Origin of the sequence: Desulfosporosinus acidiphilus SJ4 (genome assembly GCF_000255115.2) — a bacterium.
Lineage (GTDB): Bacteria > Bacillota > Desulfitobacteriia > Desulfitobacteriales > Desulfitobacteriaceae > Desulfosporosinus > Desulfosporosinus acidiphilus.
This window is the reverse complement of sequence record NC_018068.1, coordinates 884735-902992: the sequence shown is the minus strand read 5'-3', so window position 1 is coordinate 902992 and position 18258 is coordinate 884735. Positions and strand designations below refer to the sequence as shown.

General features: G+C 42.7%; 18 protein-coding genes. 1 reads left to right on the top strand and 17 read right to left on the bottom strand.

Annotation, left to right across the window (positions count from 1 at the left end; genetic code table 11):
* Positions 1–163: 163 nt before the first annotated feature.
* The 9 genes from trpA to nudC all read right to left on the bottom strand — a co-directional run bounded on the left by trpA (position 164) and on the right by nudC (position 8565).
* Entirely contained in the window at positions 164–943 is a 780-nt protein-coding gene (trpA, locus tag DESACI_RS04160; protein WP_014825920.1) for a tryptophan synthase subunit alpha, read from the bottom strand.
* Entirely contained in the window at positions 936–2120 is a 1185-nt protein-coding gene (gene trpB / locus DESACI_RS04155) for a tryptophan synthase subunit beta (RefSeq protein WP_014825919.1), read from the bottom strand. The genes trpA and trpB overlap by 8 nt, the downstream gene beginning before the upstream one ends.
* The gene (locus DESACI_RS04150; protein WP_014825918.1) at positions 2113–2709 is read right to left on the bottom strand and encodes a phosphoribosylanthranilate isomerase; all 597 of its coding nucleotides are present in this window, start codon (positions 2707–2709) and stop codon (positions 2113–2115) included. The genes trpB and DESACI_RS04150 overlap by 8 nt, the downstream gene beginning before the upstream one ends.
* Positions 2706–3494 (bottom strand): indole-3-glycerol phosphate synthase TrpC, encoded by a 789-nt coding sequence (trpC, locus tag DESACI_RS04145; protein WP_014825917.1) that lies wholly within the window; start codon positions 3492–3494, stop codon positions 2706–2708. Before trpC ends, DESACI_RS04150 begins: the two co-directional genes overlap by 4 nt.
* The gene (gene trpD / locus DESACI_RS04140; protein ID WP_014825916.1) at positions 3491–4513 is read right to left on the bottom strand and encodes an anthranilate phosphoribosyltransferase; all 1023 of its coding nucleotides are present in this window, start codon (positions 4511–4513) and stop codon (positions 3491–3493) included. The genes trpC and trpD overlap by 4 nt, the downstream gene beginning before the upstream one ends.
* Positions 4510–5085, bottom strand: coding sequence for an anthranilate synthase component II (locus tag DESACI_RS04135; protein ID WP_014825915.1), 576 nt, complete (start codon positions 5083–5085; stop codon positions 4510–4512). The genes trpD and DESACI_RS04135 overlap by 4 nt, the downstream gene beginning before the upstream one ends.
* Positions 5085–6554: an anthranilate synthase component I gene (trpE, locus tag DESACI_RS04130; RefSeq protein WP_014825914.1), complete on the bottom strand. Its 1470-nt coding sequence runs from the start codon at positions 6552–6554 to the stop codon at positions 5085–5087. Before trpE ends, DESACI_RS04135 begins: the two co-directional genes overlap by 1 nt.
* A gap of 781 nt (positions 6555–7335) precedes the next feature.
* Positions 7336–7665 carry a hypothetical protein gene (locus tag DESACI_RS04125; RefSeq protein WP_014825913.1) on the bottom strand — a complete coding sequence of 110 codons (330 nt, stop codon included), beginning with the start codon at positions 7663–7665 and terminating at the stop codon, positions 7336–7338.
* An 84-nt stretch (positions 7666–7749) separates the two neighbouring features.
* Positions 7750–8565, bottom strand: a complete 816-nt coding sequence (gene nudC / locus DESACI_RS04120; RefSeq protein ID WP_014825912.1) for an NAD(+) diphosphatase — start codon at positions 8563–8565, stop codon at positions 7750–7752.
* Between the two features lie 284 nt (positions 8566–8849).
* Between nudC and DESACI_RS04115 the strand changes: the two genes are divergently transcribed.
* The gene (locus DESACI_RS04115) at positions 8850–9437 is read left to right on the top strand and encodes a hypothetical protein (RefSeq protein ID WP_014825911.1); all 588 of its coding nucleotides are present in this window, start codon (positions 8850–8852) and stop codon (positions 9435–9437) included.
* A gap of 130 nt (positions 9438–9567) precedes the next feature.
* On the opposite strand, the gene DESACI_RS24740 is transcribed toward DESACI_RS04115, so the two are convergent.
* The 8 genes from DESACI_RS24740 to DESACI_RS04080 all read right to left on the bottom strand — a co-directional run bounded on the left by DESACI_RS24740 (position 9568) and on the right by DESACI_RS04080 (position 18247).
* On the bottom strand, positions 9568–9729 hold the full coding sequence (locus tag DESACI_RS24740) for a hypothetical protein (protein WP_014825910.1): 162 nt from the start codon (positions 9727–9729) through the stop codon (positions 9568–9570).
* Positions 9730–10137: 408 nt separating this feature from the next.
* Complete coding sequence (locus DESACI_RS04110; protein WP_014825909.1) at positions 10138–10539, bottom strand: response regulator; 402 nt, start codon at positions 10537–10539, stop codon at positions 10138–10140.
* A 66-nt stretch (positions 10540–10605) separates the two neighbouring features.
* Complete coding sequence (locus tag DESACI_RS04105; RefSeq protein ID WP_014825908.1) at positions 10606–11076, bottom strand: chemotaxis protein CheD; 471 nt, start codon at positions 11074–11076, stop codon at positions 10606–10608.
* Positions 11077–12147, bottom strand: a complete 1071-nt coding sequence (locus DESACI_RS04100; protein ID WP_014825907.1) for a protein-glutamate methylesterase/protein-glutamine glutaminase — start codon at positions 12145–12147, stop codon at positions 11077–11079.
* Positions 12148–12194: 47 nt separating this feature from the next.
* Positions 12195–13007 carry a CheR family methyltransferase gene (locus DESACI_RS04095; protein WP_014825906.1) on the bottom strand — a complete coding sequence of 271 codons (813 nt, stop codon included), beginning with the start codon at positions 13005–13007 and terminating at the stop codon, positions 12195–12197.
* Positions 13008–13074: 67 nt separating this feature from the next.
* Complete coding sequence (locus DESACI_RS23415; RefSeq protein ID WP_014825905.1) at positions 13075–15594, bottom strand: HAMP domain-containing methyl-accepting chemotaxis protein; 2520 nt, start codon at positions 15592–15594, stop codon at positions 13075–13077.
* A 20-nt stretch (positions 15595–15614) separates the two neighbouring features.
* A complete protein-coding gene (locus DESACI_RS04085) occupies positions 15615–16100 on the bottom strand; it encodes a chemotaxis protein CheW (protein WP_014825904.1) in 486 nt (161 codons plus the stop codon).
* Positions 16101–16162: 62 nt separating this feature from the next.
* On the bottom strand, positions 16163–18247 hold the full coding sequence (locus DESACI_RS04080; RefSeq protein ID WP_014825903.1) for a chemotaxis protein CheA: 2085 nt from the start codon (positions 18245–18247) through the stop codon (positions 16163–16165).
* Between the last annotated feature and the right edge of the window lie 11 nt (positions 18248–18258).

Sequence of the window (18258 nt, the reverse complement as noted above, 5' to 3'; positions counted from 1 at the left end):
AAGGTGCCGTCTTAGGATTAAACCACAGCTCTCTATTAGCAGTATATCACCACTGCTTCATTAAGTGTGTTCAACCTGAGAGAAACTCTTGGAAACATTTTATTTTCTCTGGATCAAATCATCTCTTTAAAGCACTGGAATCTGGAAAGTTCCCAAATAAACGTTAAACAGCACTTCTCACAGCATCTTTCATGCTCTTAACATAGTCATAAATATAAGGGCCGGCCCCTTCACCATACTTCTCAACTATTTTAACAATTGCGCTGCCCACAATCACGCCATCGGCAATTTTAGCAATTCCCCCTGCTTGTTTTGGTGTATTGATGCCAAAGCCAACTGCCGTAGGAACTGAACTCGATTCCTTTACAACCTCTATGATTGAATGCAAATCTGTTTTAATTTCGCTTCTCATTCCCGTTACACCCATGGAAGATACCACATAGACGAAGCCTGTCGCTTCCCGGGCTATCTGTTTAATCCGTTGTTCTGAGGTGGGGGCAATCAGAGAAATAACATCAACTCCATAGCCTGCAGCGGCTTCAGTCAGTTCACCCTTTTCTTCATAGGGCAGATCAGGAATGATGATACCGTCGACTCCCGCCTCAGAACACCGTTGAAAAAAGCGTGAGTACCCATAATTAAAGACGGGATTTAAATAGGTTAGAAAAACAAGAGGCACCTTTGTCTTTTGGCGCACAGAAACCACCAGATTAAAAATTTTGTCTACCGTAGCCCCTGCTGCAAGAGCGCGAATATTTGCCTCTTGAATAACCGGTCCCTCGGCAATGGGATCAGAAAAGGGAATACCGATTTCCACTAAATCAGCACCGCCCCGAACCATTTCTAAAATATACTCTTCACTCTTCTCTAAAGAAGGGTCTCCGCCGGTGACAAATCCGATAAAGGCTTTTCCGTTTTTAAAGGCCTCTGCGATATTACTCATAAATTCTTACCCCCTTATAGCGCGCAATGGCGGCAACATCTTTATCTCCCCGTCCTGACAAACAGATGATGATGATTTGATCCTTGCTCAAATTTCCGGCAATTTTCTTGGCATGAGCCACCGCATGGGCACTTTCAATTGCACAAATAATTCCTTCTGTTCTGGCAAGATACTCAAAAGCTTCTACCGCCTCGTCATCAGTAATAGGCACATATTCCGCCCTGCCTGAATCGTGAAGATTGGCATGTTCAGGCCCTATTCCCGGATAGTCGAGACCTGCAGATATTGAATAGACCGGGGCAATTTGTCCATGTTCATCCTGACAGAAGTAGGACTTCATGCCATGAAAGACCCCTAATTTTCCTTTGGCGATGGTAGCAGCATGCTTCTCGGTATCAATTCCATGTCCCGCCGCTTCACAGCCAATTAATTTTACGCTTTGGTCACCGATAAAATTATAGAACATCCCCATGGCATTACTGCCGCCGCCAACACAAGCCATCACCACATCAGGCAGCTTGCCCTCAAGTTCCAGAATCTGTTCTCTTGCTTCCTCACTGATCACGCTTTGAAAATCACGAACGATCATGGGGAAGGGGTGGGGCCCCATGACAGAGCCTAGAACATAGTGGGTATCGTGAATACGGGACGTCCACTCGCGCATGGTTTCGTTAACCGCATCCTTTAAAGTCATAGTGCCGCTGGTCACAGCATGAACTTTAGCGCCTAAAAGCTCCATCCGGTAAACGTTAAGAGCCTGCCTGTCTGTGTCTTCCTTACCCATAAAAATCTCACATTCCAAGCCGAGCAAGGCGGCCGCCGTTGCAGTTGCGACACCGTGCTGACCGGCGCCCGTTTCAGCGATAACGCGTGTTTTGCCCATTTTCTTAGCCATTAACGCCTGCCCCAGAACATTATTGATTTTGTGGGAACCGGTATGATTCAGGTCTTCACGTTTCAAATAGATTTTCGCGCCCCCTAAATCCTTGCTCATTTTCCCGGCATAGTAGAGCAGAGATGGCCTTCCCGCATACTCGTTCAGCAACTTCTTAAGCTCGGCCTTGAACTCGGGGTCATCTTTAAAGTGTTCGTAAGATTTTTCCAGATTAATAATTTCGTTCATCAAGGTTTCCGGGATATATTGACCCCCATGAATGCCGTATCTGCCCTTACTCATTTCGCATTCTCCTAACTATTTCTAAAATTTTACCCCTGTCTTTCTTTCCGTCCGTCTCCACTCCGCTGCTTAGATCCACAGCAAAAGGCTTTGCTGCTCGAATTGCCTGCTCTATATTATCTGCCTTCAGTCCCCCGGCCAAGAAAAAGGGTTTCTTTACTTGGCCAACTATACTCCAATCAAAACTTTCTCCAGTCCCGCCGGCTCCGTGATCAAGCAGCAGAAAATCAGCGACGGTATCCTGTTTTTCCTCTATATCTGCGCGGGATATCACCTGAACAGCTCTGATGATCGGCTTTTTAGTCCGTGTTTTTAATTCCCGGATATAAATTTCACTCTCATTCCCATGAAGTTGAGCCATTTCGATAACGCCCTCATTCAAAAGCTTAGCAATCGTGGTTACTGATTCATTAACAAAAACCCCTACAGGCGTAATTACCGAGCTTAGTTTCGGCCGCATGGCCTTGGCCCATTCCGCAGATACCTGACGGCGGCTCTTGGCGAAGACAAAACCGATAAAATCAGGTTTAGCCTCATTGACAAAGTCAATGTCACAGTTTTGAAAAAGTCCGCACAGTTTAATTTTCACTGCTGATTATCCCCTCGCAGAAAGGCAAGCTGTTCCTTTTTTCGATCACTGCGCATTAAACTTTCGCCGATCAGAACAGCATCTGTCTTATTTTCCTTCAAGACCGCCACGTCCTCCGGTGAATTAATGCCGCTTTCCGAGACAAATAAGAAATCTTTCGGCACTAATTTGCGCAGTCTGATACTAGTGGTTATATCAACTTCAAAGGTCTGAAGGTTGCGGTTATTGACCCCGATCACTCTGGCCCCTGCCTTAAGAGCTGATTTAACTTCTTCCTCCGTATGGGCTTCCACGAGGGCGCTCAGCCCCAAACTTTGAGCAATTTCCAGATAGCGTTTCAGAGTATCCGTATCGAGCAGCGTACAAATAAGCAAAATGGCTGAAGCTCCAATGATCTTAGCCTCGTAAATCTGATAACTGTCCACGATAAAGTCTTTGCGCAGAAGAGGGATGCCAACGTCTTGGCGGATCTCCGTAAGGAAGCAGTCTTGTCCTTGAAACCAATAGGGCTCTGTCAGCACAGAAATCGCCGCAGCTCCTGCCGCCTCATAGTCCTTGGCAATCTGTAAATAGGGAAAATCTTGAGCAATAATTCCCTTGGAAGGAGACGCTTTTTTTACCTCACAGATAAAGGATAAACCCTCTGCCCTGAGAGCCTCTTCAAAGGGAAACGCTGTATCAGAATCTAAGGCCTTAGCTTCTGAAATTACTTGCTCTTCCGATTTCTCTCGTTTCAGTTCCGCCACGCGCTCAACGGTTCGCTTCGCTATTTTCTCTAATATCAATGTCCTAACACCTCATTGGAAAGCCTTGCAAATTCTTCAAGCTTTTTAAGGGCTGCCCCGCTGTCGATAAGATCTTGCGCAAGAGGAACAGCTTCTTGGATGGATGCCGCTTTATCGGCCAAATACAAGCAGAGAGCAGCATTAAGAACAACGACTTGACGTTTGGCGCCCTGCTCGGACCCGTTTAATATACAACGAGTTATCTTTGCATTCTCCTTGGCATCCCCTCCAACGAGCTCATTCAAACTGCAATAGTTAAATCCATATTCTTGTGGGTCCAGATAATAGCTTATAAGGTCCCCTTCTTTTATTTCGCAGACCTTTGTCCTGGTTGTAAGAGTTGCCTCGTCCAAGCCGTCACAACCATGAACTACCATACCGCGCTTTACGCCGAGATTGGAAAGAACCCTTGCCAGTGGCTCGACGAGCTTCTCGTCATAGACGCCCATTAACTGACGTTTCGCCCCGGCTGGATTGGCGAGAGGTCCCAGGATATTAAAAATCGTACGCACCCCCATTTCCCGCCGTACAGGAGCACAGTGTTTCATTGAGCTATGGTAAGTTTGGGCAAACATAAAACACAAATTAATCTTTTCTAGAATCTTTCTGCTCTGTGCGGCGGAAATGGAGATATTAATCCCCAACGTTTCCAAAACGTCTGCCGCTCCGCTTTTACTGGATACGCTGCGGTTGCCATGCTTAGCTACGGGTACGCCCGCTGCTGCTACAACAAAAGCCGTTGTTGTCGAGATATTAAACGTCCCCGCCTCGTCACCACCGGTGCCAACAATGTCCATGACATCATGAACTTGATCCAGGTGCAGTGCTTTTTCGCGCATAGCCAGAGCACTGCCGGTAATTTCATCAATGCTCTCGCCCTTCATCCGCAAGGCAGCGAGGAAAGCACCCATCTGGGCATGAGTGGCCGTGCCGTCCATCATTTCCCCCATAACTACCTTAGCTGTCTCAAAGTCCAGATCTTCACCTTTAATTATTCTGTAGATTGCTTCCGTGATCATACTTGTTCCCCCCTCAGAAAATTTTCCATGATGGTCTTACCTTCTGGTGTTAAGATTGATTCCGGATGAAATTGGACTCCATAGACTTCATACTCTTTGTGCTTAACGGCCATAATTTCCCCGTCATCCGTCCGGGCAATGACCTTTAGTTCCGTGGGAATAGTGTCTTCTATGGCGGCTAAGGAATGATAGCGCGCACCTGCTATAGTTTCCGGCAATCCATTAAAAAGAGAACAAGCCGTATCTAATTTTATGGTGGATTGTTTGCCGTGCATCAGCTCTCGGGCATAGGACACTGTAGCTCCAAAGGCTTCGCAGATCGACTGGTGCCCAAGACAAACCCCAAAAACGGGGATTTTGCCTGCGAAATATCGTGAACTCTCAATACATACGCCGGCGTCCGCCGGTTTACCCGGCCCTGGAGAGAGAATAATTGCTTCTGGGGCTAACGCCTCAATTTCTTCTATGCTTAATTCATCATTGCGAATGACCTTTATATCCGGATTGATGGAACCGATAAGTTGATAAAGGTTATAGGAAAAACTATCGTAATTATCGATTAAGAGAATCATCAGTCGATAACCTCCTCAGATAGTTTAAGAGCTTTCATGACAGCCTGAGCTTTGTTGATACATTCTTGATATTCTTTTTCAGGCACACTGTCAGCGACAATACCGGCACCGGAACGGACAAAAATCTTGCCGTTCTTCTTATAAACAATGCGGATAGCAATACAGGTATCTAAGTTGCCGGTAAAATCGATATACCCTATGGCTCCCCCGTAGATGCCTCGCTTGTTATTTTCAAGCTCATTGATAATCTCACAAGCTCTGATTTTAGGGGCGCCGGAAAGAGTACCGGCCGGCAGTACGGCATCAACAGCATCTAAGGCTTTTTTGTCCTCTCTTATTTCCCCTTTAACCGTCGACCCAATGTGCATAACATGGGAGAAACGCTCGATGGACAGATATTTCTCAACCTTAACGGTGCCAAATTTGCTGATTCTGCCCAAGTCATTTCTGCCCAAATCCACCAGCATATTATGCTCGGCCAATTCTTTAGGGTCGGAGAGCAAATCTTTTTCGTTCTGAACGTCCTCTTCAGCAGTTTTTCCTCTTGGTTTAGTTCCCGCCAAAGGAAAGGTGTAGAGTGTAGCATTCTGAAGCTTCACTAAGGTTTCCGGAGAAGCGCCGGCAATTTCCAGATCATTGCTGGAGATATAAAACATATAGGGAGATGGGTTTAACGTTCTCAACACCCGGTAAGTGTTAAGGAGGCTGCCCTCATAATTTGCTTCGAAACGGTTTGACAACACTACTTGAAAGATATCCCCCTCATGAATGTAATGCTTGCCTTTGTTGACCATCTCACAATACTCGTTTTCCTTAAACAACGGACGAAATTCGGAAGTGACTTTACCAGGTTGAGTTTCTCGATAGACTCCGTGTTTAATGAGATCGACCATGCTTTCGATTTCCTTGACAGCCTTGCTGTAGTTTGAAGCTAATCCCTCTGTTCTTACGTTGGCGATAAGAATTATTTTTTGTTTTAAATGATCAAAAGCAATAACCTTGTCAAAGAGCATCAAGTCTACATCTTTAAATCCTTCCTGATCATATGCATCCAGTTTCAGAGAGGGTTCATTGTATTTGATATAATCATAAGAAAAATATCCTACCAAGCCGCCGGTAAAAGGCGGCAAGTAATCAAACTGCGGGCTTTTATGATCGTCAAGGATTTGTTGAATATACTCTCGGGGGTGTTTTGCAGCATGGGAAACAGCTTTCGTCGCTGATTTGATATTGATTGTTCCGTTCAGGCAAGTCACTTCCAGTTTGGGATCAAAACCCAAAAAGGTGTAACGTCCCCAAGTTTCGGAACCCTCAAGACTTTCCAGCAAAAAGCAATGACTGCTGACGCTTTTCAGGATTTTCAGCACTTCGATGGGAGTCCTGATATCCGAGTATATTTCACGGCTAACGGGAATCATGTTGTAATCTGCTGCAATTTCCTTGGCTTCATCTAAACTTGGTCTGTACATAATTACCTCCTTTGAACATCGTTCTTCCGTCTTGAACGGGAGGGCCTCGTCAATAAACGCCAAAAAACCCGTCCAAAGACTATATAGTCAAGGACGGGTTACTATCAATACAATACCCGCGGTGCCACCTTGCTTCACGGAAAAAACTCCGCACGCTTAACAGAATACCATCATATTCCTGGCAACTGACGTATGCCTCCACGTCGCGAAATACTCGGCAATGCCTTTGGTCGCGCCCTCCGTGGTCCATTTAACAATCTGCGTTCTGCCGGTTCACAGCAACTCCGGCTCTCTGAAAGTGCACGATTTGTTTTTATCTCCACATCAACGGTTTTTGGTGAGTTATTTAATTACTATGTATCATACGCATCTTGTAAGTATTTGTCAACCTCAAAATCGGGTCATTCAAAACTAATTCCATTCCCAAATTTTCCCTTGCCATATTGTGCAACTAGCTGTATACCCTATTGGGCTGCGGTTTTGCACTCAGAATTCGTTTATTTTGTTATGTCTAACAAATATTGGGGGTCAGCAGGAAATTATTATAGCCATGAACATCCTTAGGACATGCAGAATAGCATGTATTAGGAATCATCTCACACGTATGTCTATAAAAAGGAAGGAGTGAACTCTATGATTATAACAGCATTGATCATTATTATTGTGTTGTTGTCAATAATCATCTGGGAACTATGGTTGCTGCGTAAAGTTTTAAAACCCCCGGTACCACCTCCATTTCACTTTTAGCTTTAAAGCCTAGGCTCAATTGCCTAGGCTTTATTCAATGGCCAATCTTGGCTAATGCTTGCTTACCATAGTCGATCCCCTTCGTCAGCATAGTTTGTAAATTTGTTACAGTCTGTTCATAGTCCAAGCTTTTAAATTTTTGCGTAATATTACTGAGTCCGCTTTGCACTGAAGATTCTATTTTAGTATTCGAAACGGTACTGTTTTTCAAGAGGTTTCCTTGGCTTATATTCAAAAAAATCAAGAGAACTACGGCCAAAACAACTAAGAGTAGTATTCCTTTGACAATAAAGCGAATAAATTTAGCTGCTACAATCACCCCTATCACTATAGCGGCAATTATCAAGATTGTGTTGCTTGTCATAGAATCCCCCACATTCAAAGGTAATTGAATATCCCTTCACCAATACCATAGTTTAATAACTATATCTTCTATCTTTTGTTTTTGCTAGCTGTTGTCTTGTTTTTGAACATACCAGTCAATTAAACGCCGTGCTATGCTTCCGTTCCCAGGTATCAGCGGAAGGCCTTCCGCTGTATACCATCCAGCATCTAAGATTTCTTTATTATCTATTGTGATATCCCCGCCGGCATACTCAGCTGTAAAACCTACCATTAATGAATCTGGAAAAGGCCAGGGCTGACTCCCGAAATAGTTGATGTTTTTGACTTTAAGGCCTACTTCCTCTTTTATTTCCCGCTCCACGCACTCTTCGAAGGTTTCCCCCGGCTCAACAAAGCCGGCCAATACACTATAGAAACCGCCTTGAAAACGGCTCCCCTTGGCTAACAGAATTTCTCGTCCGCGGGTAACCGCCACGATCATTGCCGGTGAAATCCGCGGATAATTTACGAAACCGCAGGAAGGGCAAACTTTAGCCCTTTCATCGTTCTTATTCACTGTCCGTGCTCCACACTGACCGCAGAATTGATGGGTACGGTCCCAGAACAGTATTTGATAAGCCTTACCCGCCAAAAAAAACGTTTTATCAGGGATCGCACCCAGCAACCGCCTTAGGTTGTGAAATGTCAGACCTTCCGCTTCATCCGTAGTCGGAGCCAGTTCAGCAACCTTGACCAAATGCCCCTCCTCTCCTTCGACAGGCTGAACCCTGATTAAATTTTTCGTTAAATTATACTGTTCAATCTCTGACCATGACCACTGCAGGCTATTATTAAGTGTAAGAATTTTATTTTCTTTGAACAAAAAATAGTCCGCAATTTCTTCATTTTTGGGACTGAAAAAATCAGATCCTAAATACACAGGTCATCCTCTTTTCTATGGAGAAATATTCATAAATTGCTTTCAATTGTCCATCTTTACAATTCCCTATCATTTTGTTACACTAGTCACAATTTTTAAGATTCGTGTCTGAGGGTTGTCACAACAGTAATCAATAGCGGAATAATTTTATCGCACAAAGAAACTACTGCATTAAACCATTATATAGTTTCATATTACCGTCATCAAAGAGCCTTGTCACGTTAAAAGTACTATTATGTTGAAATTTATAATCTCCCTGCTGGGAATTAGAGGTGTTATTACTAATGATAGCGGAGTTCAAAATAATTAACGACCCCTTGCGCCCTAGTATTTGTACAAATCTTTGCTCAGTATGCTGCCGAAATAATGGAAGTGACCGTAAAAAAATAGGCTGCTGTTCTTATGAACCGGAATTTTGCCTTTTTGATTTAGTTTTCTTGTATCTTAACTATCCCGACATCTATGAGCAAATCTTGAAAAAAGGTCAGATAATTAAAGGTTATAATGGAATTATGGTGGAAATGAAAGCCGGTTTAAATCAGTGTCCCTATGTAAGCGGCTCGGGTTGCCTTTTGCCCAAAGACGCTACCACTCCGCTCTGCCGGCTCTATGTTTGCCGCCAAGCGGCTAAGTTCGGACCGTCTTTTATTGAAGAAAAGTTTGATGAGTACTTTTCAAGCAAGGAATATCACCTAAATCAATATTTGAATAGTCACTTGAACAATGAAATGGATTTATCCAGTTCAAAACTCCATGACTTCGTTAAGGAATTCTCTGAACCCATAAATTCCATGATTTCTGAAATTGATCGAAACAACCCACCAATAGAAACGTTCACTCAAGAAATAAACCTTGAAGATTTTAAATTGTAACCAAATGAGCAAGGGGGACGGTCCTTTTGACACAAAAATGTGTCAAAAGGACCGTCCCCCTTGCTCACGAAAGGACTATCACCTCATTTGAAGTGATAGCCATTTCGTGTGAATCAATTTAATCAACTACTTAACCATGACTGGTCTTTAAGTGATGGTTTCTTATGGCAAAGTCACGCTTTCCAGTACTTCTGCGAATTAACTTGAAAATGTTATAACAGGAAGCTGCAATCACCACTGTACAGCAACCGAGGAAAATAACTAGCATGATCATCGAAATCCATGTTAACATAGCCAACGCCTCCTTTAAGTGTTTATCTATGAGATAGTGTTAACATTCACATATTAAATTGCCTTCATCGTCTTATAGTACTTCATCGTCTTATAGTACTTCATCGTCTTATTGTATTTTATCTACTTTTGATTTCACTTCCTTTTAATTTCCTTTTCCCTTGTGTAAATAGTAACATGCTTAAGCCTTGAAAGTCCATAGGATATCTCTATTTTATCGATCAGTTGTTCTAATGACGAACAATGGTCGCTCGGGCCTTCCCTCCGAACGTAAAAAATAAAGAGCATGCCATTTCCTAATAGCAAACTCTTTTACAGTTAACTTATCTTTCTTTGTTATGATACTATCTTTAAAAAGCTATTGAGAATAAATACTCACCCTAAATAACGGAGAAGTATAGATCATTTTCTATTTGTTCTCAATTAATCCGAGCTTTTCAAGAACTTCCAATAGTTTACGACTATCAATCGGTTTAGCTGCATAAGCTTCACATCCGATCTCAAAGGCATTTTTGACGAAATCCGTTCCTTCTAAAGCTGTTGTCATTATTACCTTCACCCGATTTTCTTGAGGGACGCCCCGTTTCACCTCATAATCCCGGATAGCTTTGAGTACTCTAACACCATCAACTTTAGGCATCATAATATCTAAGCAGATAAGATCGTAGGGATTATTTTCCTTAATAGAAATAAGGTAAGCATCTAAAGCTTCTATCCCATCTACGACCATATCTACTTCGCCGTATTGAGAAAGCAGCTTAGACAAAAATTTGCGGCTGGGCATATCGTCCTCAGCAATCAGTATGTTCACGGTCTTCCCCCCCTCAGCAATTTAATTCTACACTAACCCCAACGAAAAATTCAATCCGTTCTTCGTTCATATGGTAATTGGATAAGCAATAACCTTGACATCTCCCTTTTCTGTTGCCATGATTAAGCTCCGACTAATATACCCTCCTGTTTCTTCGAACATCATCGGAATATGCCTTTCGGCAAGAATCTGATGTGCTATACTGACATTTTTCATCCCTATTCGAAAATAATCATCTTCATTGACAGAATAGGCGCCTCCGAAGAGCTTAATAACCAGTTCTTTAACCGAACCGCCATATTCCTTTTGAAATAGGTTTAACAAGAGGGGGATTCCGGTTGTGACATAATAGGCAGGTCTTGCTCTTGCTTCCAAGTCATTATTTGGACTTGGCAAGGCCATATGAATCATTCCGGCGGCCTTGAGCATTGGATGATATACTGTTAGGGCAACGCAAGAAGCCAAAGCATAGGTTTTTAAGCAGTCACCTCTAGTTTGGGAGATCGCGTAATCCCCAATACCGATTACATAATCCATTTAATCACCTTTAACCAAAGAATAAAGCAGCTTTGCTATTAAGGGCAGGGAGGCTTGCTTTTCTACGGCTCCGATTTCATAAGCGACCTTTGGCATACCGTAAACAACAGAGGAACGTTCATCTTGACCAATCGTTCGTGCTCCTTTTCTTCTCATTGCTAAAAGCCCTTTGGCACCATCATAACCCATGCCTGTTAAAATTACACCTATTGCTCTGGGGCCGGCCGCTTTGGCAACGGATTCAAACAATACATCGACGGACGGACGATGCCCATTCACTTTTTCTGTTACAAAACATTCTGCTTTATACCGTTCTCCGACTTTTATTAGCTTTAAGTGTTGATCTCCCGGTGCGATGAGAACAGTTCCAGGTTCAACATAATCACCGGTCTGTGCTTCCTTAACCTTAAAATCTGTTGAATCATCTAGTCGCTCAGCAAAGAGCCGGGAAAAACCGGCGGGAATGTGCTGAGCAATGACAATACCCGGAATATTCAAAGGCATCTCTCTGATAATGCTATAAATAGCCTCCGTTCCTCCTGTCGAAGCCCCTAAAACAATAATCCTTTTAGACAGTTCTTCCTGAGAAAGGAACGTCGAAGACACTACTGTGCGCAAATGGTCGATGGCATTAATACCATGAGTTTCGTGTTTAGTTAATAATTCGGTCTGAATTGACACCTTTGCCGCTGCCCCAGCCTTAATTTTTGCCATCAAATCTTCTAAAAAACGTTCAACATTCTGGGCCGAGTCAATATCAGGTTTAGCAACAAAATCCACAGCCCCGGCACTTAAAGCATCAAACACTGCGCCGCTGGTTGAGCTTACGACCACAACCGGCAAGTTGTATTGCGGAAGAAGGCGACGAATAAACTCGATCCCGTTCATTTTGGGCATTTCAATATCACAAGTCATAACATCAGGTTCATATTTTAAAATTTTATCACGGGCGTCAAAAGGATCTATAGCCTGAGCAACCACTTCTATTTCAGGATCCGAAGATAATCCCCGTGCTAAAATTGTACGAAACAGTAACGAGTCATCAACTACTAGAACTCTTATTCTTCTCACGCGTTAGCCCTCCTTCTGCAGATAAATGCCTTAGCCCTCATCAGTTGCTAGAGCTTTCTATAGACGGCCGGTCTAATATAATGATACTTCGATTCAGAGCGATTAACAGATTCGGAATGACCAATAAAAAGATAGCCATCTTGATTTGTAATATCATAAAATTTCTCGACAAGTTTCTTTTTGGTCTCCATATCAAAATAAATCATGACGTTACGGCAAAAAATCACGTCGAACTTTTTGCGGAAGGGGAACACCTCTTCCATAAGATTAAATTTCCGAAAAATAACTTCCTGCCGGAGAGATTCTGTTAGGCTATATTCATCCGAAGATAGTTTAGAAAAATATTTTAATCGCCAGTTTGGCGGTAAAGAGTCAACTTTATCTTTCGAATAAACACCCTGCAAAGCGCTTTCAAGCACTTGCTGTGATAAATCAGTGGCCAAAATCCTGGCATCCCAATACTTTTTCTGTTCACCTAAAACCTCATCTATAATCATAGCGAGAGTGTATGGTTCTTCACCCGAGGAACACCCTGCGCTCCATATTCGCAGATCCTTGTCTTGCTTGCTTTGTAGTAATTCTGGCAAAACTTCTTCCCTGAAGAAATTAAAATGATCTGTTTCCCGCATAAAGAAAGTATGGTTAGTGGTAATTTTGTTAATCAGCGTTTGGATGGCATGGCCGGTCTTTTCAGTCTTGAGATAATCAATATATTCGGCATAACTTTCAAACTGTTGGTCAACTAGGACTTGACGGAGTCTCCCTTCAACAAGGGGGATTTTCTCTTCTTTCAAATATATCCCATAATTTACATGGATAAGTTCTGCCAATTGTTTGAAATCGCGGATAGAAAGTTTCATTTGCTCATCTCCAGAAAAGGACCTTGAGGAGAGCCCTCAGGCTCTCCATCCTTAAGCCCTTCGTTCATTAATATTTGCCAAACTCACTATCGCTCAAAGTAATTTTGGGTTTTTGAATTGTTGCCTCAGGTTCCCGGGGGACTTGTCCCATTGAATTCTCTCGTTTTCTTTGTCTCATACTCTCAAGCATTTTAATAACTTCAGGATTGAGATCATCTAAATTGTTATATGAGGTTGAGCGTGTTCTTTTTAACTTAAACCGGCTAACTTGTTCCCTTAAAAGTTCTGCTTGACTCGAAAGTTCTTCGCTGGCAGCCGCACTCTCCTCCGAAGTAGCAGAGTTCGTCTGAACCACAGCAGAAACTTGTTGGATTCCTTGGTTAACCTGAGTAACCCCTAAGGCTTGCTCATTAGACGCTGTAGCAATTTCCCCCACAAGGCTCGCAGCTTCCGCAACACCGTTAACGATCTTAATTAAGGCACTGGCAGTATTATTGGCTATCTTTGTTCCGTCCTCAACCTTCTTAATGGAACCTTCAATCAAGAGGGTTGTCTCTTTAGCCGCATTGGCGCTTCGGGTGGCAAGATTGCGAACTTCCTCTGCAACGACTGCAAAACCTTTGCCATGCTGCCCAGCTCGAGCCGCCTCAACAGCGGCATTGAGGGCCAAGGTATTGGTTTGAAAGGCAATCTCATCGATGACCTTAATAATCTTAGAAATATTGCTGGAAGCTTCATTGATGGCATCCATGGCACGAAGCATTTCCTTCATCTGATTGTTGCCTTCAGCGGCATCTTCCTTGGCAGCGAAAGCGAGTTCATTGGCCTTGTTAGCATTGGAAGCATTGAGTTTTGTTTGGGAAGCAATTTCTTCAAGGGAAGCAGTTAATTCTTCAATGGCACTGGCTTGTTCTGTGGACCCCTGGGAAAGCGATTGTGCAGAATCTGAAACTTGCCGGGAACCCGCTGCTACCTGAGTTGACGCATTGTTAATATCACTTAGAACATCATTTAATGCTTGAATAATATTATTCAATGATTTCTTGATTTCAGAAAAGTCTCCCCTATAGTCTCTACTGATTTCTACATCAAGATTGCCGTTGGCCATCTGGGTTAGGACTTGCGAAATCTCGCTGACATAAGAGGCCAGTGTACTTATAGTATCATTGAGAGCATTTTTGATTTTAGCATGATCACCCTTGTAATTCCCCTTAACATTCGTTCCCAGATTCCCCTTAGCCATCTCATCCAATACTGCCGCGGCCTCTTGAATCGGCTCAAGAATCGCGTCAATTAAGCCATTCAGGCCCTGTATTAATTCAGCCCAATCCCCTTGGAACTTCTTGGCGTCAGCCCGCTCATTTAAACGGCCTTCCTTGGATGAAACGATCAGTTTCCTGACTTCCGAACTAACTTCCTTCAAGTTATGACGCAGCGATTCAATATTTTGATTAATGATTGCCTTCTTTCCCGGAAATTTCTCCAGTTCTACGTCAAAGTTCCCCTTCCCGAATTCGGCCACACAGGTTATTGCTTTCATATTTACGCTGATATGTCCCTTAACCATATCATTGACACCGTTTGCCACAGTTCTGTATGCGCCTTTAAAGTTCTCGGCTGAAACAAAGACATCGATGTCACCAAGGTCATGTTCTTTGGACATATGTTCCATTTCATCGAGTAAACTTCGCAGAGTAGTGACAACTTGCTGCAAACTTTTCGAGAGCACATCTTTCTCCGAGCGGATTGTAACTTGAACATTCAGATCTCCAGTGGCAATCCTGTCGGCAGCCTCAGCCTGAGAACGAATATTCTCCACCATTTTGCCAAAAGCGTTTTCAAGAATCCCAAGTTCGTCCTTAGTCGCTGCCGCAAATTTCAGGTCTACCTCCCCAAGAGCAATCTTTTCAGCTCCCTCGGCAAGCCTTCTTATCGGTTTACTAATAATGCGAGAAAGCAGCAACCCGAGAGCAACCGCCAGAAGCATGCAGAAAGCAATAATTCCTATCATAATAGCCACTGTACTTTGAGAATCTTTTCTATATTGATCCGACAATTGCTTTCCTGTAGTGATATTCAAATTTATCTCTTTTTTAATGGCACTGTCCACCAATTGAGTGACAGTGGCACCATCGGTGCTGGAAACGATATAGGCCTGTTGTTCTTGATGATTTGTGGCTAAAGCTGTTTCTTTATCAACAACTGGCAATAACTTGTTCCAAGCATCCTGAAGCTGACTAAAGGCTGCCCGATCCTCTGAAGATTTTAGGTTTGCTTGATATAAGGCCATATTGTCTTCAGCTTGCTTTTCATATATTTTAATGCCCTCTACATATTTTTGCTTGTTGTTTTGATTCGTATCAACCATGAGATCCCGCAAATTAACTCTCATCCGTTGAAATCCATCAGAAACATTCGCCAAATAACTCAGTGATATTCCATGATCAATATACAAGTCAGCATATTCACCATTAGTCTTAAGTAGATCTTGGATACCAACATATCCCACAATTCCTGACAACAAGGCAACAATAATAAATGAGATGAGCAGCTTTGTGCTGATCTTCAAATTATAAAACCATTTCATTCAGAAATTCCTCCTCAAAATTACACATTCTCCAAAGTTTCAAGATCCTGATCATTGAGCAGTTTGTCACAATCTAGCAGGAGTTTAACCTCATTCCCTACCTTACCGATGCCTTTAATATATTTACTCCCGCCTCTGCCGAGATTAGGAGGAGCAACGATCTCTTCTTCAGAGATGGCAATTACTTCAGAAACACTATCCACAATAAGACCGATGGAAATCTCAAAAACATCCACCACAATAACACAGGTTCGGTCATTGTACTCTCGAAAAGGTTTCCGAAAGCGCAATCGCACATCCATTACCGGAATAATCTTACCCCTTAGGTTAACGATACCTTTAATATAATCCGGGAGGTCAGGAACTTCTGTAATCGGTTGAAAACCAATGATCTCGGTCACATACTTAATTTCAATACCATAAAATTCGTTGCCAAGTAAAAAAGTTAGGAACTTCCCCTTCTGAGTGTCTTCTTCCTCAAGAAGCCCTTGGTCTGCTTCAGTCACAATAAACGCTCCTTTCTGCTCTTTCTCCCCTGGGTAATTATGCAGTATAGTTCCTCCTTTACCTAAGCTGAAAGTAATCCTGTGATATCTAAAATTAGACTGATACTGCCGTCACCTAATAAAGTACAGCCGGCAAGTCCCGGAATTGTCTTAAGGTTTTTAATATAGGCCGGTAAGGCTTTGACCACCACTTGCTGCTGGCCTAGCAGTTCATCGGCAAAAAGGCACAAAGTCTTACCCTCTTGCTCCACAATAATGATCATACCCTCTGTAAGTTCAGTCACCTCGGTCTTCACCCGGTAAAATTCATGCAGGCGCAAGACCGGATAACATTGACCTCGCACCATAAGCATCTCCCGTTGATCAGGATCAACAATAATATCTGACAACTTGGGTTTAAACGATTCTTTAATTGAGATGATCGGAATAGTATACCGAGCATTGCCTACCTTTACATTCATGCCATCAATGATCGCTAACGTAAGAGGGATTTTTAACGATATTGCCGTCCCCTCACCAGGGATACTGTTTACGGCAACCGTTCCTCCCACAGCAGAAATATTGCTGGAGACCACATCCATACCAACCCCCCGGCCGGAAAATTCCGTAACAGTCTCATTGGTCGAGAAACCAGGCAGAAAAATCAAATTGTAGATTTCTTTATCTGATAGCTCCTCGGAGTTTTTATGAAGCAAACCGTTTCCTAAAGCTTTAGCGAGTATTTTTTCTTTATTAAAACCTTGACCATCGTCTCGAATTAAGACCAGGACATCACTACCGGCATTTTTGGCTTCTAAAACAATAGTCCCCGTGCGTGGTTTCCCTTTTGCTTCGCGATAACCTGGTTCTTCAATACCATGGTCGATTGAATTACGTATGAGATGCATCAGAGGGTCAGCGATATGTTCAATAATATTTTTATCGACCTCTGTCTCTTCGCCAATTAATTTCAGAGAAACTTCCTTATTTAGCTTCTTACACATATCACGGACAGTACGGTTCATCTTTTGAAAGGTAGCCGCCAGGGGGACCATCCGAACGGACATAACTATGTCCTGAAGTTCAGTTGTGATTTTATTTAGTTGACGGGCAGCTTTTTGAAAGTTTTGCAAGTCAAGCCCTATAAGATCCGGATTTTGCGTTACCATAGCTTCTGCAATCACCATTTCGCCTACGAGATCCATCAACTTATCCAGTTTTGCCACACTGACATTAATAATGCTTTGATGATTTTGCGTATTTAGGGCAGAGCTACCTTTATCAGTTTCTTTCTCCCCTTGATCCCGAGGCACAGGGGATTTTAAGGGACCGTTTTCCAAGAGAACTGCTGCGCTAAGCCCATTTGTAAAGGGACGGAAGGCCGTTTCCGGATCTTCAATTACGTTCAGAGTTAATTCTTTGAGAAATATAGTTTGCCGCAGCAGATCACGAACCTCTTCATAGGTATGATTTGTTTTGATGAAAAGTCTAAAACCCTCTGCTTGGATTTCCTGAATCGATTCATCTTCGTCGATATCCAGCGGTAAATGATAGAACTCTTCCAGTTGTCCCTCTAATTCATTAACAACACCAAAAGCCCTAAGGTTCTCCATACCACAGTCCTCTTCAAAATGAATTGTGGCTTGAAAAAAGTATCCATATTGAATTTCAAGATCGGCTTGTCTGTCTTTGCTGATGTAAAATTGCTGAGTGCTGGGCAATTTGGATTCTTTGCGGGAATTCTCTATGTCAGTTTGTTCACCCTTTATAGAAACTAAAAAGGCATGAAGTTGTTCGATAAGTCGCAAGGCCTCACCGTCTGCTTCATCCCCATTAGTAATCTTTATAAGCTCCACATTAATAAAGTCTAATCCATCAAAAACGAGGTCAAGTATTTCTGAGAAATTGACTCCTTGAGGTTTTTCTTCTCTAAGGAAAAAAAACAAATCTTCCAGCGCATGAGCTAAGGCAGCAATGTTATTAAAGAGCATCATGGCAGAAGAACCTTTTATGGTATGCATTATCCGAAACGTCTCATTTATTTGTTCTGTTGTAAAACTAGCATTCTTCTCTGAACTTATTAAAATCTGTTCAAGCTGCCCAATCAATTGCGTTGTTTCGAAAATAAATAATTCCAGCATGGGTTCATTGATCCTCTGCTTAGCCACCAAATTCATCT